We start from the raw sequence: 17,193 nt of genomic DNA on the forward strand, positions 1-17,193 counted from the left end.
TGTCTATAATCTGAATGAAAAGGTACACACTATGAAACTGATCTCATGGAACATTGATTCCCTCAATGCAGCGTTGACGAGTGACTCTGCGCGTGCGAAATTGTCTCAAGACGTTCTCCAAACTTTGGTAGCTGAAGACGCTGATATCATCGCTATCCAAGAAACCAAGCTTTCAGCTAAAGGTCCTACTAAAAAACACCTTGAGGTGTTGGAAGAACTCTTCCCAGGCTACGAAAACACCTGGCGTTCCTCTCAAGAGCCTGCCCGTAAAGGTTATGCTGGAACCATGTTCCTCTATAAGAAAGAACTCACTCCAACTATCAGCTTCCCAGAGATTGGCGCCCCTTCTACTATGGACTTGGAAGGCCGCATCATTACTTTGGAATTTGATACATTTTTCGTGACTCAGGTCTACACACCAAATGCTGGGGATGGTCTCAAACGCTTGGAAGAACGTCAAGTCTGGGACGTCAAATATGCGGAATACTTGGCTGAGTTAGACAAGAAAAAACCAGTTCTTGCTACAGGTGACTACAACGTTGCCCACAAGGAAATTGACCTTGCCAACCCAGCAAGCAACCGTCGTTCACCAGGTTTCACAGACGAAGAACGTGAAGGATTTACAAACCTTTTAGCCAAAGGATTTATAGATACCTTCCGCCATATCCATGGCGATGTGCCAGAACGCTATACTTGGTGGGCACAACGTAGCAAGACTTCAAAAATCAACAACACAGGCTGGAGAATCGACTACTGGCTCACAAGTAACCGTGTAGCAGACAAGGTTACCAAGTCAGATATGATTGACTCAGGCGCACGCCAAGACCATACACCGATTGTCTTGGAGATTGAATTGTAAGGATTTTCTTTATGGACTACAATGCAGTTATTCCCGAGTTTATAGTCTCGAATCTAGAACAGTCTCGTTCCTTCTACTGTGATATACTGGGTTTTACCATCGAATACGGGCGACCAGAAGAAAACTTCCTCTTCTTATCTCTTGAAGATTGCCAGCTAATGTTAGAGGAAGGAACAAAGGATGAATTAGTTGAACTGACCTATCCATTTGGTCGTGGAGTCAATATCTCCTTTGGCATAAATGATGTCCCTAGACTCTATCAGAAACTGGTAGAATCTAACTATCCTATTCATCGTCCATTGACAAAAAGAGAATTTCGTGTTGGTGAACAATTTATCTATCCTCATGAATTTGCAGTTTTAGATCCAGATGGCTATTTTTTAAGATTTAGTGAATAAGATAATAGAACACTAGAGTAGAAAAAGAAACAAAAAAAGGCTCTTTGTCAACTGTAGTGGGTTGAATAAAAGCTAACATCTGGAGAGGACAATTGTTGTCCTCTCCATTTTTATATTCAGAGCGATGAAAATTCGTTTCTTAAAGTTGTTAAAGTTCCTAAAACCAAAAGCATTTCGTTTGATGAGTTTAATGAGATTATTAGTCGCTTCCAATTTAGCGTTGGAATAGGGCAATTGAAGGGCGTTGACAATTTTCTCTTTGTCCTTGAGAAATGTCTTAAAGACAGTCTGAAAAAGAGGATGAACCTGCTTCAGATTGTCCTCAATAAGTCCGAAAAATTTGTCAGCTTCTTTATTCTGGAAGTGAAAAAGCAAGAGTTGATAGAGATTATAGTGGTGTTTCAAGTCTTCTGAATAGCTCAAAAGCTTGTCTAGAATCTCTTTATTCGTTAAGTGCATGCGAAAAGTAGGGCGATAAAAACGTTTATCACTCAGTTTACGGCTATCTTGTTGGATGAGTTTCCAATAGCGCTTGATAGCCTTGTATTCATGAGATTTTCGCTCAAATTGATTCATGATTTGGACACGAACCCGACTTATAGCTCGGCTTAAGTGCTGAACAATGTGGAAACGATCAAGTACAATTTTTGCATTAGGAAAAAGCTGTTTAGCCAAGTTATAGTAAGGACTAAACATATCCATAGTAATGATTTTCACACGACATCGGACCGCTCTATCGTAGCGAAGAAAGTGATTGCGGATGATAGCTTGTGTTCTTCCCTCAAGAACAGTAATGATATTGAGCTGATCAAAATCTTGTGCGATAAAACTCATCTTTCCTTTGGTAAAGGCATACTCGTCCCAAGACATAATCTCTGGAAGACAAGAAAAATCATGCTTAAAGTGAAAGTCATTGAGCTTACGAATGACAGTTGAAGTTGAAATGGATAGCTGATGTGCAATATCAGTCATAGAAGTCTTTTCAATTAACTTTTGAGCAATCTTTTGGTTGATAATACGAGGAATTTGATGATTCTTCTTAACGATAGAAGTTTCAGCGACTATCATTTTCGAGCAATGATAGCACTTAAAACGACGCTTTTTAAGAAGAATTCTGGTAGCATACCAGTCGTCTCGAGGTAAGGAATTTTCGACGGTTTTTGAAAATCATATTTCTTCATTTGACCTCCGCACTCAGGGCAAGACGGGGCGTCATAGTCCAGTTTAGCGATGATTTCCTTGTGTGTATCCCTATTGATGACATCTAGAATCTGGATATTAGGGTCTTTAATATCGAGTAGTTTTGTGATAAAATGTAATTGTTCCATATGATTCTTTCTAATGATGGTTTGGTCGCTTTTCATTATAGATCTTATGGGACTTTTTTTCTACACAAAAATAGGCTCCATAATATCCATAGGGGATTTACCCACTACAAATATTATAGAGCCCAAAAAAAGAGGCACATGCCTCTTTTTATTATTTGCTATATCCTCACCTGTCTATCTTCAGATCGTTGTCCTGTGACAAACATGGTGAAGGTTGCCTTGCAGACATTTCGGCCATCTTGGTTGATGATGTCAACATCGACGACACAAGTGGTCCGTCCTTGATGGACACATTCTCCTTTGATAGTGAGAACATCCCCAAGATTTCCAGCTTTCAGATAGTTGATGGAAGACTGGAGTGTCACCCCGTCTAATCCTAGCGAAATCACCACAAGTCCACTGATTTGGTCACAAAGGGTAAATAGATAGCCTCCATGAGCATTCCCATAGTAGTTGAGTGAGGAGTCCACTACTTTTGTCGTCACCACAACGTGACCGTCTCTCATTTTTTCAATTTCGTAGTTTTCAAAGGCAGATATAGCGTCAAAGTGAAAATCTTTCATACGTTCCTCCTGATATTTCAAACGACACTATGATACTACTTTTCAAGACTCTACGCAAGAGAGAAGCACTTATTCGGGTAAAATACCAACCTGCTCCACAAAGCGGATAAAGGCAGCTTGTCCTTCTTCTGTTTGCTTGTAAACTCCTGCATCTTCCAAAACTCGAGCAAAGATTTTTCCAACAGATTCTTGGACGATATTAAGAGCTTGAATTTTATCTTTTAAGTCAGGTTTGGATTCTTTCAACTCATCTGCCCATTCTTGGTGATAATTTGCTACTGAAACATCCTCTCCGACTAGATAAGCTGCTACTTGCTCCACTTCTTCCTTCAAGCGTGGTGGCAAGATAGCCAAACCCATGACCTCTATCAAGCCGATATTTTCCTTCTTGATATGTTGGACATCCTTGTGGGGATGATAGATACCATCTGGATGCTCTTGAGATGTTTGATTGTCCCGCAAAACTAAATCCAACTCAAACTGTCCATCTCGCTTACGGGCTATCGGTGTGATAGTGTGATGCGGTGTTCCATTACTTTCTGCCAAGACCTGTACACTTGGATCAGAGTACTGACGCCAAGCCAGTAAGATTTTATCCGCTAGTTCTGTCAAATCCTCTTTAGAATCTGAAGTTAGTCGAATCACAGACATAGGCCACTGAACAATCCCTGCTTTGACAGTTTCAAAACCTTCAAAGGTAACGCTTTTCTGAATAGGAGCCACTTCCATTGGGAAAACATGACGACCACCTTGATAATGATCATGGGTCAGGATGGAACCACCCACGATTGGTAAGTCTGCATTTGAACCAGCAAAGTAGCCTGGAAACTGCTCCACAATTGCTAACAAACGTTCAAAACTTTGGCGACTAATGGCCATAGGACGATGCTTGCTATCTAGGAAAATACAGTGCTCATTAAAGTAAGCGTAAGGCGAATACTGGAAGCCCCACTCCTGACCAGAAATATCAAAACGTATAATACGATGGTTGCTTCTAGCTGGATGATTGACATGACCATGGTATCCTTCATTTTCCATACAGAGTTGACATTGAGGATAGTTACTCGACTTGACCAACTTAGCTGCCGCTATCTCTTTTGGATCCTTTTCAGGCTTCGAAAGGTTGATGGTAATCTCCAGTTCACCGTAGTCAGATGGCACACGATAAGCAATATTCTTTGCGATAGCCTTCAGTTTGATGTAGTCATTCTTCTGACTGAGTTGGTAGAAATCTGCAATTGCCTGCTCTGGTGACTGGGCATAGGTATCCCAAAAATCACGATTAACCTGACTTGGACAAGGCGTTACCAAGTCCATGAGGTCAGCACCGAGAATCTCACGCGCAGTCTGACTATCTTCAATTGTTTCCAAACGAACGGCTTCCTCGACAAGCTGATCTTTTAGTTCAATCAAATCATCCTGGTCAGTCTTGACTTCAAAAACCCCATCTCCCACCAGCGCTAAAACACGATTGGTTAGATAGATTCGATCCAACTCTTCAAAGCTACTTTCAGCAATGACTTTGGTCACAAAATTTTCTACTAAGGTCACTAGATAACCTCCTTCTGACTATTCAAGGATGCGAGTTCCACCTGCCACTTCAGCGATATAGAAGCTTGGAGCGTAACCAACGATTTCTTCATAGTACTTGCCTACAGCTTCTTTAAAGGACTCAACAGCATCCTTTTGAACCAAGGCGATTGCACAACCACCAAAACCTGCTCCTGTCATACGAGCACCGAGAACACCTTCTTGAGCCCAAGCTGTATGAACAAGGGTATCTAATTCCAAGCCAGTTACTTCGTAATCGTGCTCAAGTGAAACATGAGAAGCATTCATCAAACGACCAAACTTGTCTAAATCTCCTGCTTGAAGAGCCACTTGCGCTTTAAGCGTACGTTGATTTTCAAGAACAGCATGGCGAGCACGTTTCAAACGATTTTCATCTTTGATGAGGTAACTAAATTCATCAAAAGCCCACTCGTCCAATTCACCCAAGGTTTGAATGTCCAAGGCCACTTGGAGTTCTTCTACTGCTTTTTCACATTCAGCACGGCGTTCATTGTATTTAGAATCCGCAAGTTCACGGCGTTTGTTAGTGTTCATGATAACAACGACATTGTCCTTCAAATCAAGGGGAACCAAGTCGTATTCTAGAGTATTAGTATCTAGGTATATAGCACGTTGGTCTGCCCCCATACCGATAGCAAATTGGTCCATGATACCAGAGTTAACACCGATAAAATTATTCTCTGTCAATTTTCCGATTTTTACTAAATCTAAACGGTCCAATTTTAGGTCAAAGAGGTATTCTGCCACGACACCAGTCAAAAGCTCCAAAGATGCAGAAGAAGACAAGCCCGCACCATTTGGGATATTCCCAAAAACATAGAAATCAAAACCTTTATCAATCACATGACCAGCTTCTTGCAAGAAATGAAGGACACCTTTTGGATAGTTGGTCCAGCTGTGCTCTTTCTCAAACTTAAGGTCAGCTAGAGGTACTTCAATGATGCCTTTGTCCTCAAAGTTCGCGGAGTAGAAACGCAATACCTGGTCATCGCGCTTGCGTGCAGCTCCGTAAGTTCCTAATGAAATAGCTGCTGGGAAAACATGGCCACCATTATAGTCAGTATGTTCCCCAATCAAGTTGATGCGCCCTGGTGAGAAGAAGGTTTGATCCGCTTCTTGACCAAAAACAGCAAGAAAAGCTTTGCGAAGTGCTTCAGCAGTAAGATGTTGTGTCATATGAATTCTCCTTTGACGAAATATTAGGTAAAAAAGTTTATCCTGTAATCGTTTTCTTCTATTGTACCCAAGGGTTTTGCTTAGGTCAACATTTTTACCGATATTTTACTAAACTATGAGTAAAAAGGAAGAAAAATATGCTATAATAACCTAAAAAGGAGGGGAATTATGGCTACACTCAAAGATATTGCTCAGCTAGCCTCTGTCTCGATCGCAACTGTATCCCGTGTCCTCAATCGCGATCAGAGTCTATCTGTGACAGAAGAAACCAGACATCGTATTTTAACCGTTGCCGAAGAACTAGGCTACACCAAACATCTCAAAACAGGTGAATCACATAAACTCAAACAGAAAATCGCTATCATCCAGTGGGTCAGTGAACAGGGAGAGTTAGAAGATCTCTACTACTACCAGATTCGCCTAGGAATTGAAAATAGAGCTCAAGAATTAGATTACGACATCTTGCGCTATTTTAATGACCAGCCTTTTACGCTTAGCGAAGAAGTCATTGGGATTCTTTGTATCGGGAAATTTAGCCAAGCACAGATTGCCTCGTTTGAAGAATATCACAAACCTCTAGTTTTCCTTGACAGTGATACGATTGCCCTTGGTCATACCTGTGTCATTACGGATTTCTATAATGCGGTTAGACAGGTGGTTGATTACTTTACAGATCATGGGCTTAAAAAGGTTGGTATCTTATCCGGTCTTGAAACTACTACTGACCATGAAGAAGTTATCTCAGATAAACGCTTAGATTACTTTAAATCCTATACGCAAGAAAAGGGAATTTATAACGAGAAATTCATTTTCCAAGGGCTATTTACTGCCCAATCTGGATACGACTTGATGAAAGAGGCTATCGAAAAATTAGGAGATAAGCTTCCACAGGCCTTTTTTGCAGCTAGTGATAGTTTGGCAATCGGAGCCCTGCGCGCCCTTCAAGAAGCCAGCATCAGCATACCAGAGCGCGTCAGCATTATTTCCTTTAATGATACTATTCTAACCAAGCAAGTGTTCCCACCACTTTCTAGTATTACTGTCTACACCGAAGAAATGGGACGCACAGGAATGGATATTTTGAATAGGGAAGTCCTTCATGGGCGTAAAATTCCAAGCCTCACTATGCTTGGAACCAAACTGACATTAAGAGAAAGCACCTTGCATTAGGTACAACACTTGAACATAAAAAAATCCTAATAAGAACTTTTCAGTTCTCTATTAGGATTTTCTTTTTTTAATCCATCACAATCATAGACTTGATAGTCTTACGTTCATCCATGGCCTTATATGCTTTGTCAATATCTTCTAGTTTGTAACTTGAAGTAAAGACACGACCTGGATTGATCTCACCATCAAGGACAGCTTTAAGCAAGAATTGCTTATCGTATGTTGTCGCAGAAGCTGCTCCACCTGCGACAGAGATATTTTGCATAAAGGTTGAACCAAGAGCACGATTCTTATAATGTGGAACTCCTACAAATCCCATACGACCGCCATTATGAAGGACACCCAGTGCTTGCTCAACAGCCGCCTCAGTACCAACACACTCAAGTGCTGCATCTGCTCCACCGCCAAGAATTTCACGCACCTTGGCAATGCCTTCTTCACCACGTTCAGCTACGACTGCTGTCGCGCCTGACTCCAAGGCCATCTTTTGACGGTCTTCGTGACGACTCATAAGGATAATTTGTGAAGCGCCACGCATTTTAGCTGCGATGACAGCACATTGTCCAACAGCTCCATCCCCAATAACCACAACTTTATCACCTGGTTTTACATCTGCCACACGCGCTGCATGATAGCCTGTTGGCATGACATCAGCCAGAGTCAAAAGAGACTTGAGCATACCTTCTGTATAGTCAGATGGTTGTCCAGGAATTTTTACAAGAGCCCAATTGGCATAGTGGAAGCGGAGATATTCAGCTTGGAAATTCCCTCCTAGGTTATTTCCGATATGATTATCACAGGAACCATCAAATCCAGCACGACAGGCGTCACATTCGCCACAACCATGAGTGAATGGCACAATCACAAAATCACCGGGCTTGACCGTTGTAATGGCTTCTCCAGTTTCTTCAATGATTCCAATCGCTTCGTGTCCACTATTTTTATGTCCCGCTTTAATATCTGGATTGCGATAACTCCAAAGATCCGAACCACAAACACAAGCACGAACCACACGGATAATGACATCATCCGATTCTTGAATGCTTGGACGTTTGATTTCCTCAATGCCGACCTGACCTACCTTTGTGTAAACTGCTGATTTCATAAACATTTACCTCTCTGTATCTAACTTATTTCAAGTATACACTTTTTATGAAGCTTTCGCTCACTTATACTACGTCTCATTAATGATGATGCTCATAACTCCTCTCCAACTCACACACCTTTCGCTTATGGGCTTGGTGAGTTACTAGGTCAGCATCAACCTCAATGGTAATATTTTGAAAACCACAATCTTTGAGTAGGTCGCGAATGGATTCTTTACAAACTTCCATATGTTTGATATGCTCGAGACAAACATGAATAATGGCGTTTTTCTCCAAACCATCCATAGTCCAGAGATTGATCTGATTGACACTGGCCACATACTCCAATTGCTCCAAGTCACTCTTGACTTGTTTGATATCTACTCCTTCTGGCACAGCATCCAAGAAAATCTTGAGAGTAGACCAAAAACGTGGAATGGCTTTTGACAAGATAAAGAAGGAAATGACAAGCGACAAGAGAGGATCTAAGATATACCAATCCGTAAATCGGAGAATAATTGCCATCAGGATGACTGCTATCCAACCAAGGGTATCTTCTAGAAAATGCAGGCTAAGAATAGATTCGTTCTTTGTTTTTCCTTTACGAACGACAAGACTGGCTAGCACATTAATGCTAACAGCAATGATTCCTAGCCAGAGGATTCCCTCATCATTGACAGGTTGTGGATGAAAGAGTTTCGTTATATTTTCCAAAATAACCAAAACGGACCCTGTCATAAGAATCACAGCCGTTACCAAGGCTCCTAAGAGACTAAATCGTTTGTAACCCAAGGTGTAATGACTATCCTCTTCACGATTGGAAATTGTTTCAAGAACGGCTGATACCCCAATTGCGATTGCATCTCCCAAATCATGGACAGAGTCAGCAAGAACAGCACTGGAACCAAACACTCCACCAGCGATAAACTCGACAATGGCATAACTCAAATTTAAGAAAAAAGCTAGCCAAACCGCACCTTTCGTTGTCATTTTTTCATCCTCCTTTGGTATAATAGTAGTATAAATATTCCCTTTACTAGTATTATCTCTTACTCCGAAAAGAAAGGATAGGGGCAAACTGTTCTCTTTGTAAGTTACTGAACAATTTGTTCAAAGTGTCCATATGACTAGTCAAGACCGCCGCATTACCAAGACACGAAAAGCTATCTATACTGCTTTTTTACAATTATTGAATCAAAAAGATTACGAAACTATCACAGTTCAGGAGATTATAGACCTGGCAGATGTTGGTCGCTCCACCTTTTACAGTCACTATGAGAGTAAGGAATTACTCCTAGATGAGCTCTGCCGGTATCTCTTTCATCATCTTTTTGAACGCGAGGAAAATATATCTACAGAAGCTTATTTGTCCCATATCTTTTCACATTTCAAGAAAAACCAGGACCATATCACCAGCCTCCTTTTCTCTAAAAACGACTACTTCCTCCGCCAATTACAGAAAGAATTGGAACACCATGTCTATCCAATGGTTGCCAAAGACTTACAAGTTTCCTATCCTAATATTCCTACTTCCTACCTCAAACACTTTGTTGTAACTAACTTTATCGAAACACTAACCTGGTGGCTCAAAAAAGGGAAATCTTATAAGGAAGATCAAGTAGTGAGCTTTTACTTAGATGTCTTAGAGATGAAGTAGCAAACACAACTATAGATTTCATATCCACTCAAAGAAAAATACCAGTCGACATTCTATCATTCAAATATTCCAATTCATCACGAGTATTTTACCTCTACTTTCTACTTACTAATCTAATCAAACTATATTTTTTGAGCCAATAAATTTACTAAAAAAATTCTAAGACAAGAAGTCTTAGAATTTTTTATCGTAACCAACTTTCGTCTAACTGGCCTTTACTTTTGCTAAAAGCTTTCCCATGCTCATCAATGACAGCATGAATCTCTTGGCATTGTTTGAGAGTGAGTCCTTCCAAGACGTCACTATAAACAGCATGCATTTCACTATAGGTTTTAAAGTTTCCAAATCCTAAGCGTCGAAAAAGTCTTCTCGCATATTCATCCGAAATAAAAACTGGACGATCAAAAAGATAAAGTAAAAGTGCATCTGCAGTCTCTGGTCCAATCCCTTTTAACTCCAAAAGTTGCTTCCGTAAATCTTCTGTTCCAAACCTAGCAAGAACCTCAAAACCACCAACTTCTCTTAACCAGATCAGAAGTCCCCTAATCGTTTGAGACTTTTGCTTAAAAAATCCAGCAGGTCGAATACGTTCCTGTAACTCTTCTAGCGATAAATCCAGAATCCCCTCTACTGTCATGACATCCATAAGACCTGCTAAAGCTAACTTAGCATTCTTCTCAGTTGTTCGCTGGATCAGAATAGTCGATACCAAATCTTCCAGCTTGTTATCCGATTGCCACCAATTTTGCTCTCCATAGTGCTTGCAGAGTCGCAAAAGAGTTTCTTGTATTTCATCTTTCTTGATCATTTCTTCAATAATCCCTGTTCCACCAAGAAATCATGTGCAACAGTATAAGCATCCTTACCATCAATACCAACCTGATAGTTCATCTGACTCATCTGGCTCTCGGTGATTTTACCAGCTAGTTTATTAAGAACAGCTTCCAACTCCGGATGTTTTTCGAGTAATTCAGCTTTCATGAGTGGAGCACCTTGATAAGGAGGGAAGAGGTGTTGATCATCTTCTAAAATTTGAAGTTGGTAACGTTCGATTTCTGGGTCTGTCGAGTAAACTTCCATAATCTGAATATCTCCAGCCTTAATTGCATCATAGCGAAGAGCTGGCTCCATGGTTGCCACATTGAGATTTAATCCATAAACAGACTGCAAGCCCTTGTTTCCATCCTCACGGTCATTAAACTCTAGAGTGAATCCCGCCTTGAGCTGTCCTTCTACTTTTTTCAAGTCTGAAATCGTCTTAAGTCCATATTCTTGCGCAATTTTTTTAGGAACTGCTATAGCATAAGTATTTTGATAAGCCATGTGATTCAGCAAGACTAGATTATCCTGTTTCTTAATACCATCACGCGCAGCTTCGAAAACTTCTTCAGAGTCATTGCTCACTTTAGGAGCTGGCTGCAAGAGAGAACCTGTAATAGTCCCTGTAAATTCTGGATAGATATCAATGTCCCCTTTTTTCAGCGCTTGATAAAGGAAATCTGTCTTCCCAAAGTTAGGCTTGACCGTCACCGTCATATCCGTATTTTCCTCGATGAGAAGTTTGTACATATTCATGAGAATCTCAGGTTCAGGTCCCAACTTCCCAGCTATAACCAGATTTTCTTTCTCTTTATTTGGAATCATGCTTGGAGCATAACTAGCTCCCAAACCAAGCACCATAACAGCAAAGGCTGCAACAATCGTACGCAACTTTGCCTTTTCCAACCATTTGAGAGCAACATTAAAGAGAATGGCCAAAATGGCTGATGAGATTGCACCGATTAAAATCAGACTAGCATTCCGACGATCAATTCCCAAAAGGATAAAGGAGCCCAATCCCCCAGCTCCAACAAGAGCGGCTAGAGTTGCTGTCCCAATGATCATAACGGTTGCTGTTCGAACCCCCGATACAATAACAGGCATGGCAAGTGGAATTTCAAACTTCTTGAGTCGCTCCCACTTGGTCATTCCAAAAGCAATCCCAGCTTCCTCAAGACTAGGATCAATGCCGTTCAAGGCTGTGATTGTATTTTCCAAAATCGGGAAAATAGCGTAAATGACAAGGGCTGTGAGAGCTGGTAAGGTTCCAATCCCCATGAAAGGAATAAAGAGCCCCAGCAAAGCCATTGAGGGAATGGTCTGGAAGATACCCGCAACTTGTAGCACCCAGTTTGCAACTTTTTTGTGGCTATTTAAATAAACAGCAAGTGGAATGGTAAGAAAAATAGCAACCAATAAGGTCAAAAGAGATAATTGTAAGTGTTGACCAAGAGCGGTTAACCATTCCCCAAAACGCTCTTGAAATGTTGAAATCAAATTAGACATGAAGGCTACCTCCAAACAAGTTTGCTACAAAGTCTGTCGCAGGCGCTTGTAAAATTGTTTCAGGTTCTGCGACCTGGCGAATTTCTCCATCCTGCAAAACTGCAATTCGATCCCCTAATTTTAAGGCCTCATCCGTATCATGTGTTACGAAGATGGTCGTCATGCCGAATTCTTTATGTAATGCCTTGGTCAATTCTTGCAACTGCTTGCGAGAGATGGCATCCAAGGCTGAAAAAGGCTCGTCCATCAATAGAATCTTTGGTTCCCCAATGATGGCTCGCACAATGCCAATCCGCTGTTGCTCCCCACCAGATAACTCGCTTGGTAACCGATGAGCATAGTCAGCAGCAGGTAGGCCAACCTTATTCAAGAGCTCTTCCGTTTTAGAAGCAATTAGTTCTTTAGGCCAGCCCTTCATTTCAGGAATCAATGCTATATTTTCAGCAACTGTCAAGTTAGGAAAAAGGGCAATGGCTTGAAGGACATAACCTGTACTGAGACGTAACTCCCGTTCATCATAGTCCTTGATGCGTTTTCCATCCATATAGATATTTCCATCTGTCGGCTCCAAAAGACGGTTAATCATCTTGATCATAGTGGTCTTTCCAGATCCTGAAGGTCCCACAAGAACCATAAATTCTCCATTTTCAATACGGAGATTGACATCTTTTAAAATGTCTGTATCCGTATAGCGCAGCACTACATTTTTGTATTCAATCATTTAGTCTTCCTCATTTTTCACAATAACTTTGCCAAAAGAATAGCTTCCTTCCAGATAAGCATGCGCTTCCTGAATTTGGTCAATCTTATAAATCTTTTCAGGCCCTACATCCACATGGTAACGCTCGACAAAGTCTACCAAAGTCTGAAGCTTGTCTTGAGACACATTGGCAGAAGCAAAGGTCGTCAAGTAGAGATTGCGAGAGAGCATCTCGATTGGATCAAAGGCTGGAACAGTCCACTGATCACCCAGTAGGCCACAAGAACAGATAATCCCACCTTCTGCTGTCCGCGCAAAAGTATCGAGAATAGCGCTGGGACCAACAAGATCCAAAACCTTATCGAACTGCTCTTTCGTGTGCAAGACACCATCCTTAGTCAAAATCACCTGATCAAATCCGACTGCCTTCAATTGCTGTTCCTTAGCTAAATTTCGGCTGGTTCCTGTCAGGTGAATCTTAGGAAATTTTCCTTTAAGCAGTTTAGCAAAGGCAATTCCTACACCACTGGTTGCTCCTCGAACTAACACGCTATCTTTCTCCTCAATCTTAAGATTGAGAAAAGATCCAAAGGCCGTATAATAAGTTTCAGGTAGTGCGATCAAACTTTCCAAATCAAGTTCTGTCTTGATTGGATAAATTTGTTCATTTGGAAGAAGTGTATACTCTGCGTAACCTCCATCAAAGGCTCGCCCCATCTCTCCCATAATGGAAATGATTTGTTGACCAATCTTCAAATCCGGTCGTGTCGTTTCTTCCACAAGACCGACACACTCAATCCCTAATACACGAGGAAATTTCACAGATGGTGATTGTCCCTTACGGGTAAAAATTTCACTATGATTGATGCCAAATCCTTGGATTTTCACCAAGGTCCAACCTGCCTTCAGGACTGGTTTTGGTCGTTCGACAACTTCTAATACCTCCGGTCCACCTGGAGTGCTTACAACAACTGCTTTCATATTTAAAATTTCCCTCTATTGGTCAAGTCCTCTACCTTAGGCATAACTTCCTTATTATCCCAATGTTCAACAATTTTCCCATTTTCTAAACGGAAGATATCGTATTGAGCATAGGCAACGCCATCAATCAATACCTGACCATAACTCACTGCAAAATTTCCTTGAGTCAAGAGTTGGAAAACAAAGTCATAGGCCACATGGTGCTCGCGTACGTAATCCTTATAAGCTTGACTCCCTTGCCCAATCTCATGATTATGCTGAATCACATCCTCTGCCACAAAGTCTTCCCATTGATCGAGCTCCTTGTTTTGGAAAATTTCTGTCAAGAAACGACGGACCAGCTTTTTATTTTCCGCTGACTTGTCCAAGTCCTTGATTTCAAAATCTCCAAAGATCTGATCAAGTTGCTCATTTTCAGGTGTACGATAGTAGTCAATAACATCCCAATGCTCAACGATACGAGCATTTTCATCTGCACGGAAAGTATCTGTCGTCACCCATTGGGCTTCTCCACCGTTTAGGTACTGGTGCACATGAACAAAAACCAGATTGCCATCTTCAATGGTACGAACAATCTTGATTTCACGTTCTGGATGGCGCTTGAAAAAATCTGCAAAAAAAGTAGCGAATCCTTCTTTCCCATCCAGCACTCCTGTCGAGTGTTGGATATAGGTATCCCCTACTGAGCTTGCTTGCGCTTCTGCTATACGGCCATCTTGAATAGCACGAATATATAGATTTTGTGCATTTTGTGCTTGAATGGACATGATTTATTCCTCGTTTTCTTTTTTCTTTAAATTAGTGATAATACGCTCTTGATAAGCTTCAAATTCCTGGATTTCTTGATCCGAAAATCCTTGGTAGAAAATTTCACCTAACTCTTTACTGACACGGTCTCCAATTTCTTTTTGCGCCCAACCGAGATCTGTCAAAGAGATATATTTTTTTCTTTTATCCTGTGTACAAGGCTTAATCGTAACCAAACCCTGTTCTTCTAATTTCTTAACCATACTGGTCAGCGTATTGTTTGCCAGACCTGTCGCAAGAGCAATATCAGTTGCGGTAGCACAACCCAACTCTTGCTTCCACAAGATTGTTAAAATTTTTCCCTGCTCACTTCTGTATTGGGCATCTGGTTCCTTGCTCAAGAGTTTTTGAAAGATACGCCCATTCAACAATCGAATCTGTAGAGCTTGGTAGCCCCCTAACATCTTGTCCATTTTATCTCCTTTACTTCTATATAGAACTTTCTTAATTTATTGTAATACTTTTTATTACATCTGTCAATTATTTCGATATAGAAATAATAAAAAAACTTTCTACTCAAAAGCAGAAAGTCATTTTTTGATAAAATCAAACATGAATCACATCTGAAGCATTCCTCTTAAAGAAACTACTATGCACCAGATAAGGACCATACTTACAATTTTGACTATAAACCAACCATAAAGGAATGATAAAAATTTTTATAAAGTAGAGTAAGCCAAAAAGTAAAAAAGAACTAAAACTAAGAGTCTTCAAATCAAAAAAGTAAAGATAAAATAAAAGTGAAGCATTTAATAGAATATTAACCCCCGTAGCAAAACTAGCCGATAAGATATTCGTCTTGATCTGAGGATTAAAGAGTTTGACAGCAAATAAAGCCAATAAAGAAATATTATAGATACAAATTGGCTTGTAATCATGACGATAGAAAACTAAACATTTATTGTTATAAAAATTAATCCCACTACTAAAATTACTCACCTTGTTAATCCAAACATGCGAAACTCCACTAATATCACTCCAGGGTACAAATAGATCTAATCTTCTAAGATAAATCCCTTTTGGAGATATAGAAAATTTCCAAGGGCAAAGAAAATTTATGCCAATGCCAACTAAAATCAATAAAAGAAGGCAATACACTAACTGTGTTTGATGAAAGCTAAAGGCGTAATTAAATATAGTAAATTCTTGAATTTCACGCCCAGCAATTTGATAGACAACAGAAAAATATAAAAAAACTATAAATAGAACAAATCTATAATAAATACTATGAAACTTCACAATTTTTGGCATATATTCTCCTTACTGATAATGTCGTCATCGAATGACACTTTTCTATCTGACTTAACACAAGTATACCATTAAACACTCAAAAAGCATAAACACGGAAGAAAGAGATTTTTATAAAAAGAGCTTGGCCAAGACCAAACTCTTCATTTTTCTATTCTTCCTCAACTAAGCGTTTAAACTCCGCTTGGATCTCTGTATTCTCTGTCGGCTTTAAATACATGACTCCACCATTTGTTGTTGGAGAATGAAAAACAATCGCTTCCCCTGTATCAGTTATCGCAAAAAAGTAGCTGTGCACGTCCGGGTATTTATCCCAGTTACTATAGCGCTCCACAATTCGATACTTAGCGTTACCTAAACCTGTATCTGTGTATTCGGCATTCATTTTCTCGCTTGGTCCATCTCCAAAGGTATAGAGATTATCCGCACCAACATCACCACCAGAAATTCCTTTTTGGTAATTAGGTTGACCTAGTCTTTCGCCCCATCCTTTAATGAAGGATTCTAATTTTGCAGATTTGCTTGCATTCCAAGGAGCTTTTTGTCTATCCTCGGAGATAGAAGAGCTAGTCGAAGTTTCAAATTTCTGCCAATCAAAACCTCTTAAATAAATTTGATCAGATTCAGTTTTTCCAAAATTAGATCCAATATAATTAGATTCTATTTGAAATTCTTTTTCCTGAAGTTTACTAGCCCCCTTTTGATTTTCATTTAACTTATAAAGAGCTCCATAACCTTTACCAGTTCCAGACGACCAACTTAATTCAAGAATCTCCCCACCTTGATAAATAATTGCCGCATTCCTAGCTCCACCATGTCCTGCAGCAAATCCTTCTGCTAAAAGCACAGGTTTACCTTCTTGTAAAGAGTACACTCCAGTTAAAAAGTATTTTCCACTTAAATTAAGATCAGCAACAAGTAACTCCTCAACCCCATCATCATTTAAATCAACAAAAGAGTAACGCATATCATCTGAACGATTTATAGCATTTTCAATAGACCAACTATTGATAGGACGTTCAGTAGCTTTTAAACTTTGATAAAGATTTGAAATTGCAGTTGAATCATTTGAAGTAGAAAATATTTTTTGGTAATCATCAAAAACTGACTTGTACAAATCTTTATAATCTTTCTTAGAGTCCCCAGACTTTATCTCGTTACTAGTAGTTGAAGTAGATAAACTAATATCTTTACTAGAAAGCTCAGAATTTTGATTACTACAACCAACTGTAACAAAACTAAATATAAGAATAAACAGACTTCCTACCATACTTTTATGACCCATAAAATCTCCTTTTGAAATGAATGGTGACCATAGCTTTGC

18 protein-coding genes are annotated in these 17,193 nt (G+C 40.0%); 4 read left to right on the forward strand and 14 right to left on the reverse strand.

Going from position 1 to position 17,193, the window contains the following annotated elements:
- Positions 1-31 precede the first annotated feature (31 nt).
- Together ADM33_RS05045 and ADM33_RS05050 are read left to right on the forward strand one after the other, a co-directional pair.
- A complete protein-coding gene (locus ADM33_RS05045) occupies positions 32-859 on the forward strand; it encodes an exodeoxyribonuclease III (RefSeq protein WP_049503470.1) in 828 nt (275 codons plus the stop codon).
- 11 nt (positions 860-870) lie between these two features.
- Complete coding sequence (locus ADM33_RS05050) at positions 871-1,257, forward strand: bleomycin resistance protein (protein WP_049503471.1); 387 nt, start codon at positions 871-873, stop codon at positions 1,255-1,257.
- A gap of 72 nt (positions 1,258-1,329) precedes the next feature.
- On the opposite strand, the gene ADM33_RS10865 is transcribed toward ADM33_RS05050, so the two are convergent.
- From ADM33_RS10865 to ADM33_RS05080, 4 genes are all read right to left on the reverse strand, one after another.
- Positions 1,330-2,585, reverse strand: a protein-coding gene (locus ADM33_RS10865) for an ISL3 family transposase (RefSeq protein WP_193390755.1) whose coding sequence is annotated in 2 segments (ribosomal slippage) — positions 1,330-2,384 and positions 2,384-2,585 — 1,257 coding nt in all. Because the reading frame shifts where the segments join, the coding sequence is not laid out codon by codon here.
- A gap of 158 nt (positions 2,586-2,743) precedes the next feature.
- Positions 2,744-3,148: a PaaI family thioesterase gene (locus tag ADM33_RS05070; protein WP_006152721.1), complete on the reverse strand. Its 405-nt coding sequence runs from the start codon at positions 3,146-3,148 to the stop codon at positions 2,744-2,746.
- Between the two features lie 69 nt (positions 3,149-3,217).
- Entirely contained in the window at positions 3,218-4,699 is a 1,482-nt protein-coding gene (locus ADM33_RS05075) for a UDP-glucose--hexose-1-phosphate uridylyltransferase (RefSeq protein WP_049503473.1), read from the reverse strand.
- Between the two features lie 18 nt (positions 4,700-4,717).
- On the reverse strand, positions 4,718-5,896 hold the full coding sequence (locus tag ADM33_RS05080; RefSeq protein ID WP_049503475.1) for a galactokinase: 1,179 nt from the start codon (positions 5,894-5,896) through the stop codon (positions 4,718-4,720).
- Positions 5,897-6,064: 168 nt separating this feature from the next.
- On the opposite strand from ADM33_RS05080, the gene ADM33_RS05085 reads away from it, so the two are divergent.
- Entirely contained in the window at positions 6,065-7,066 is a 1,002-nt protein-coding gene (locus tag ADM33_RS05085) for a LacI family DNA-binding transcriptional regulator (protein ID WP_049503477.1), read from the forward strand.
- Between the two features lie 67 nt (positions 7,067-7,133).
- Here ADM33_RS05085 and ADM33_RS05090 read toward each other — a convergent pair whose 3' ends face one another.
- Both ADM33_RS05090 and ADM33_RS05095 read right to left on the reverse strand, forming a co-directional pair.
- A complete protein-coding gene (locus tag ADM33_RS05090) occupies positions 7,134-8,171 on the reverse strand; it encodes a zinc-binding dehydrogenase (protein ID WP_049503505.1) in 1,038 nt (345 codons plus the stop codon).
- Positions 8,172-8,250: 79 nt separating this feature from the next.
- Positions 8,251-9,141, reverse strand: coding sequence for a cation diffusion facilitator family transporter (locus tag ADM33_RS05095; RefSeq protein WP_049503479.1), 891 nt, complete (start codon positions 9,139-9,141; stop codon positions 8,251-8,253).
- Positions 9,142-9,274: 133 nt separating this feature from the next.
- On the opposite strand from ADM33_RS05095, the gene ADM33_RS05100 reads away from it, so the two are divergent.
- Complete coding sequence (locus ADM33_RS05100) at positions 9,275-9,808, forward strand: TetR/AcrR family transcriptional regulator (RefSeq protein WP_049503480.1); 534 nt, start codon at positions 9,275-9,277, stop codon at positions 9,806-9,808.
- Positions 9,809-9,992: 184 nt separating this feature from the next.
- On the opposite strand, the gene ADM33_RS05105 is transcribed toward ADM33_RS05100, so the two are convergent.
- From ADM33_RS05105 to ADM33_RS05140, 8 genes are all read right to left on the reverse strand, one after another.
- Entirely contained in the window at positions 9,993-10,616 is a 624-nt protein-coding gene (locus ADM33_RS05105) for an endonuclease III domain-containing protein (protein WP_049503482.1), read from the reverse strand.
- Positions 10,613-12,133: an ABC transporter permease/substrate-binding protein gene (locus ADM33_RS05110; protein WP_049503483.1), complete on the reverse strand. Its 1,521-nt coding sequence runs from the start codon at positions 12,131-12,133 to the stop codon at positions 10,613-10,615. The genes ADM33_RS05105 and ADM33_RS05110 overlap by 4 nt, the downstream gene beginning before the upstream one ends.
- Positions 12,126-12,854, reverse strand: a complete 729-nt coding sequence (locus ADM33_RS05115) for an ABC transporter ATP-binding protein (protein WP_049503484.1) — start codon at positions 12,852-12,854, stop codon at positions 12,126-12,128. Before ADM33_RS05115 ends, ADM33_RS05110 begins: the two co-directional genes overlap by 8 nt.
- Positions 12,855-13,814, reverse strand: coding sequence for a zinc-binding dehydrogenase (locus ADM33_RS05120; protein ID WP_049503486.1), 960 nt, complete (start codon positions 13,812-13,814; stop codon positions 12,855-12,857).
- Positions 13,815-13,816: 2 nt separating this feature from the next.
- On the reverse strand, positions 13,817-14,581 hold the full coding sequence (locus tag ADM33_RS05125) for a nuclear transport factor 2 family protein (protein WP_049503487.1): 765 nt from the start codon (positions 14,579-14,581) through the stop codon (positions 13,817-13,819).
- Between the two features lie 3 nt (positions 14,582-14,584).
- Positions 14,585-15,034, reverse strand: coding sequence for a MarR family winged helix-turn-helix transcriptional regulator (locus ADM33_RS05130; RefSeq protein WP_049503489.1), 450 nt, complete (start codon positions 15,032-15,034; stop codon positions 14,585-14,587).
- A 133-nt stretch (positions 15,035-15,167) separates the two neighbouring features.
- The gene (locus ADM33_RS05135) at positions 15,168-15,872 is read right to left on the reverse strand and encodes a hypothetical protein (RefSeq protein ID WP_049503491.1); all 705 of its coding nucleotides are present in this window, start codon (positions 15,870-15,872) and stop codon (positions 15,168-15,170) included.
- A gap of 148 nt (positions 15,873-16,020) precedes the next feature.
- Complete coding sequence (locus tag ADM33_RS05140; protein ID WP_049503493.1) at positions 16,021-17,154, reverse strand: DUF4767 domain-containing protein; 1,134 nt, start codon at positions 17,152-17,154, stop codon at positions 16,021-16,023.
- Positions 17,155-17,193: the final 39 nt, after the last annotated feature.

The organism is Streptococcus oralis, from assembly GCF_001075875.1.
GTDB lineage: Bacteria > Bacillota > Bacilli > Lactobacillales > Streptococcaceae > Streptococcus > Streptococcus oralis_I.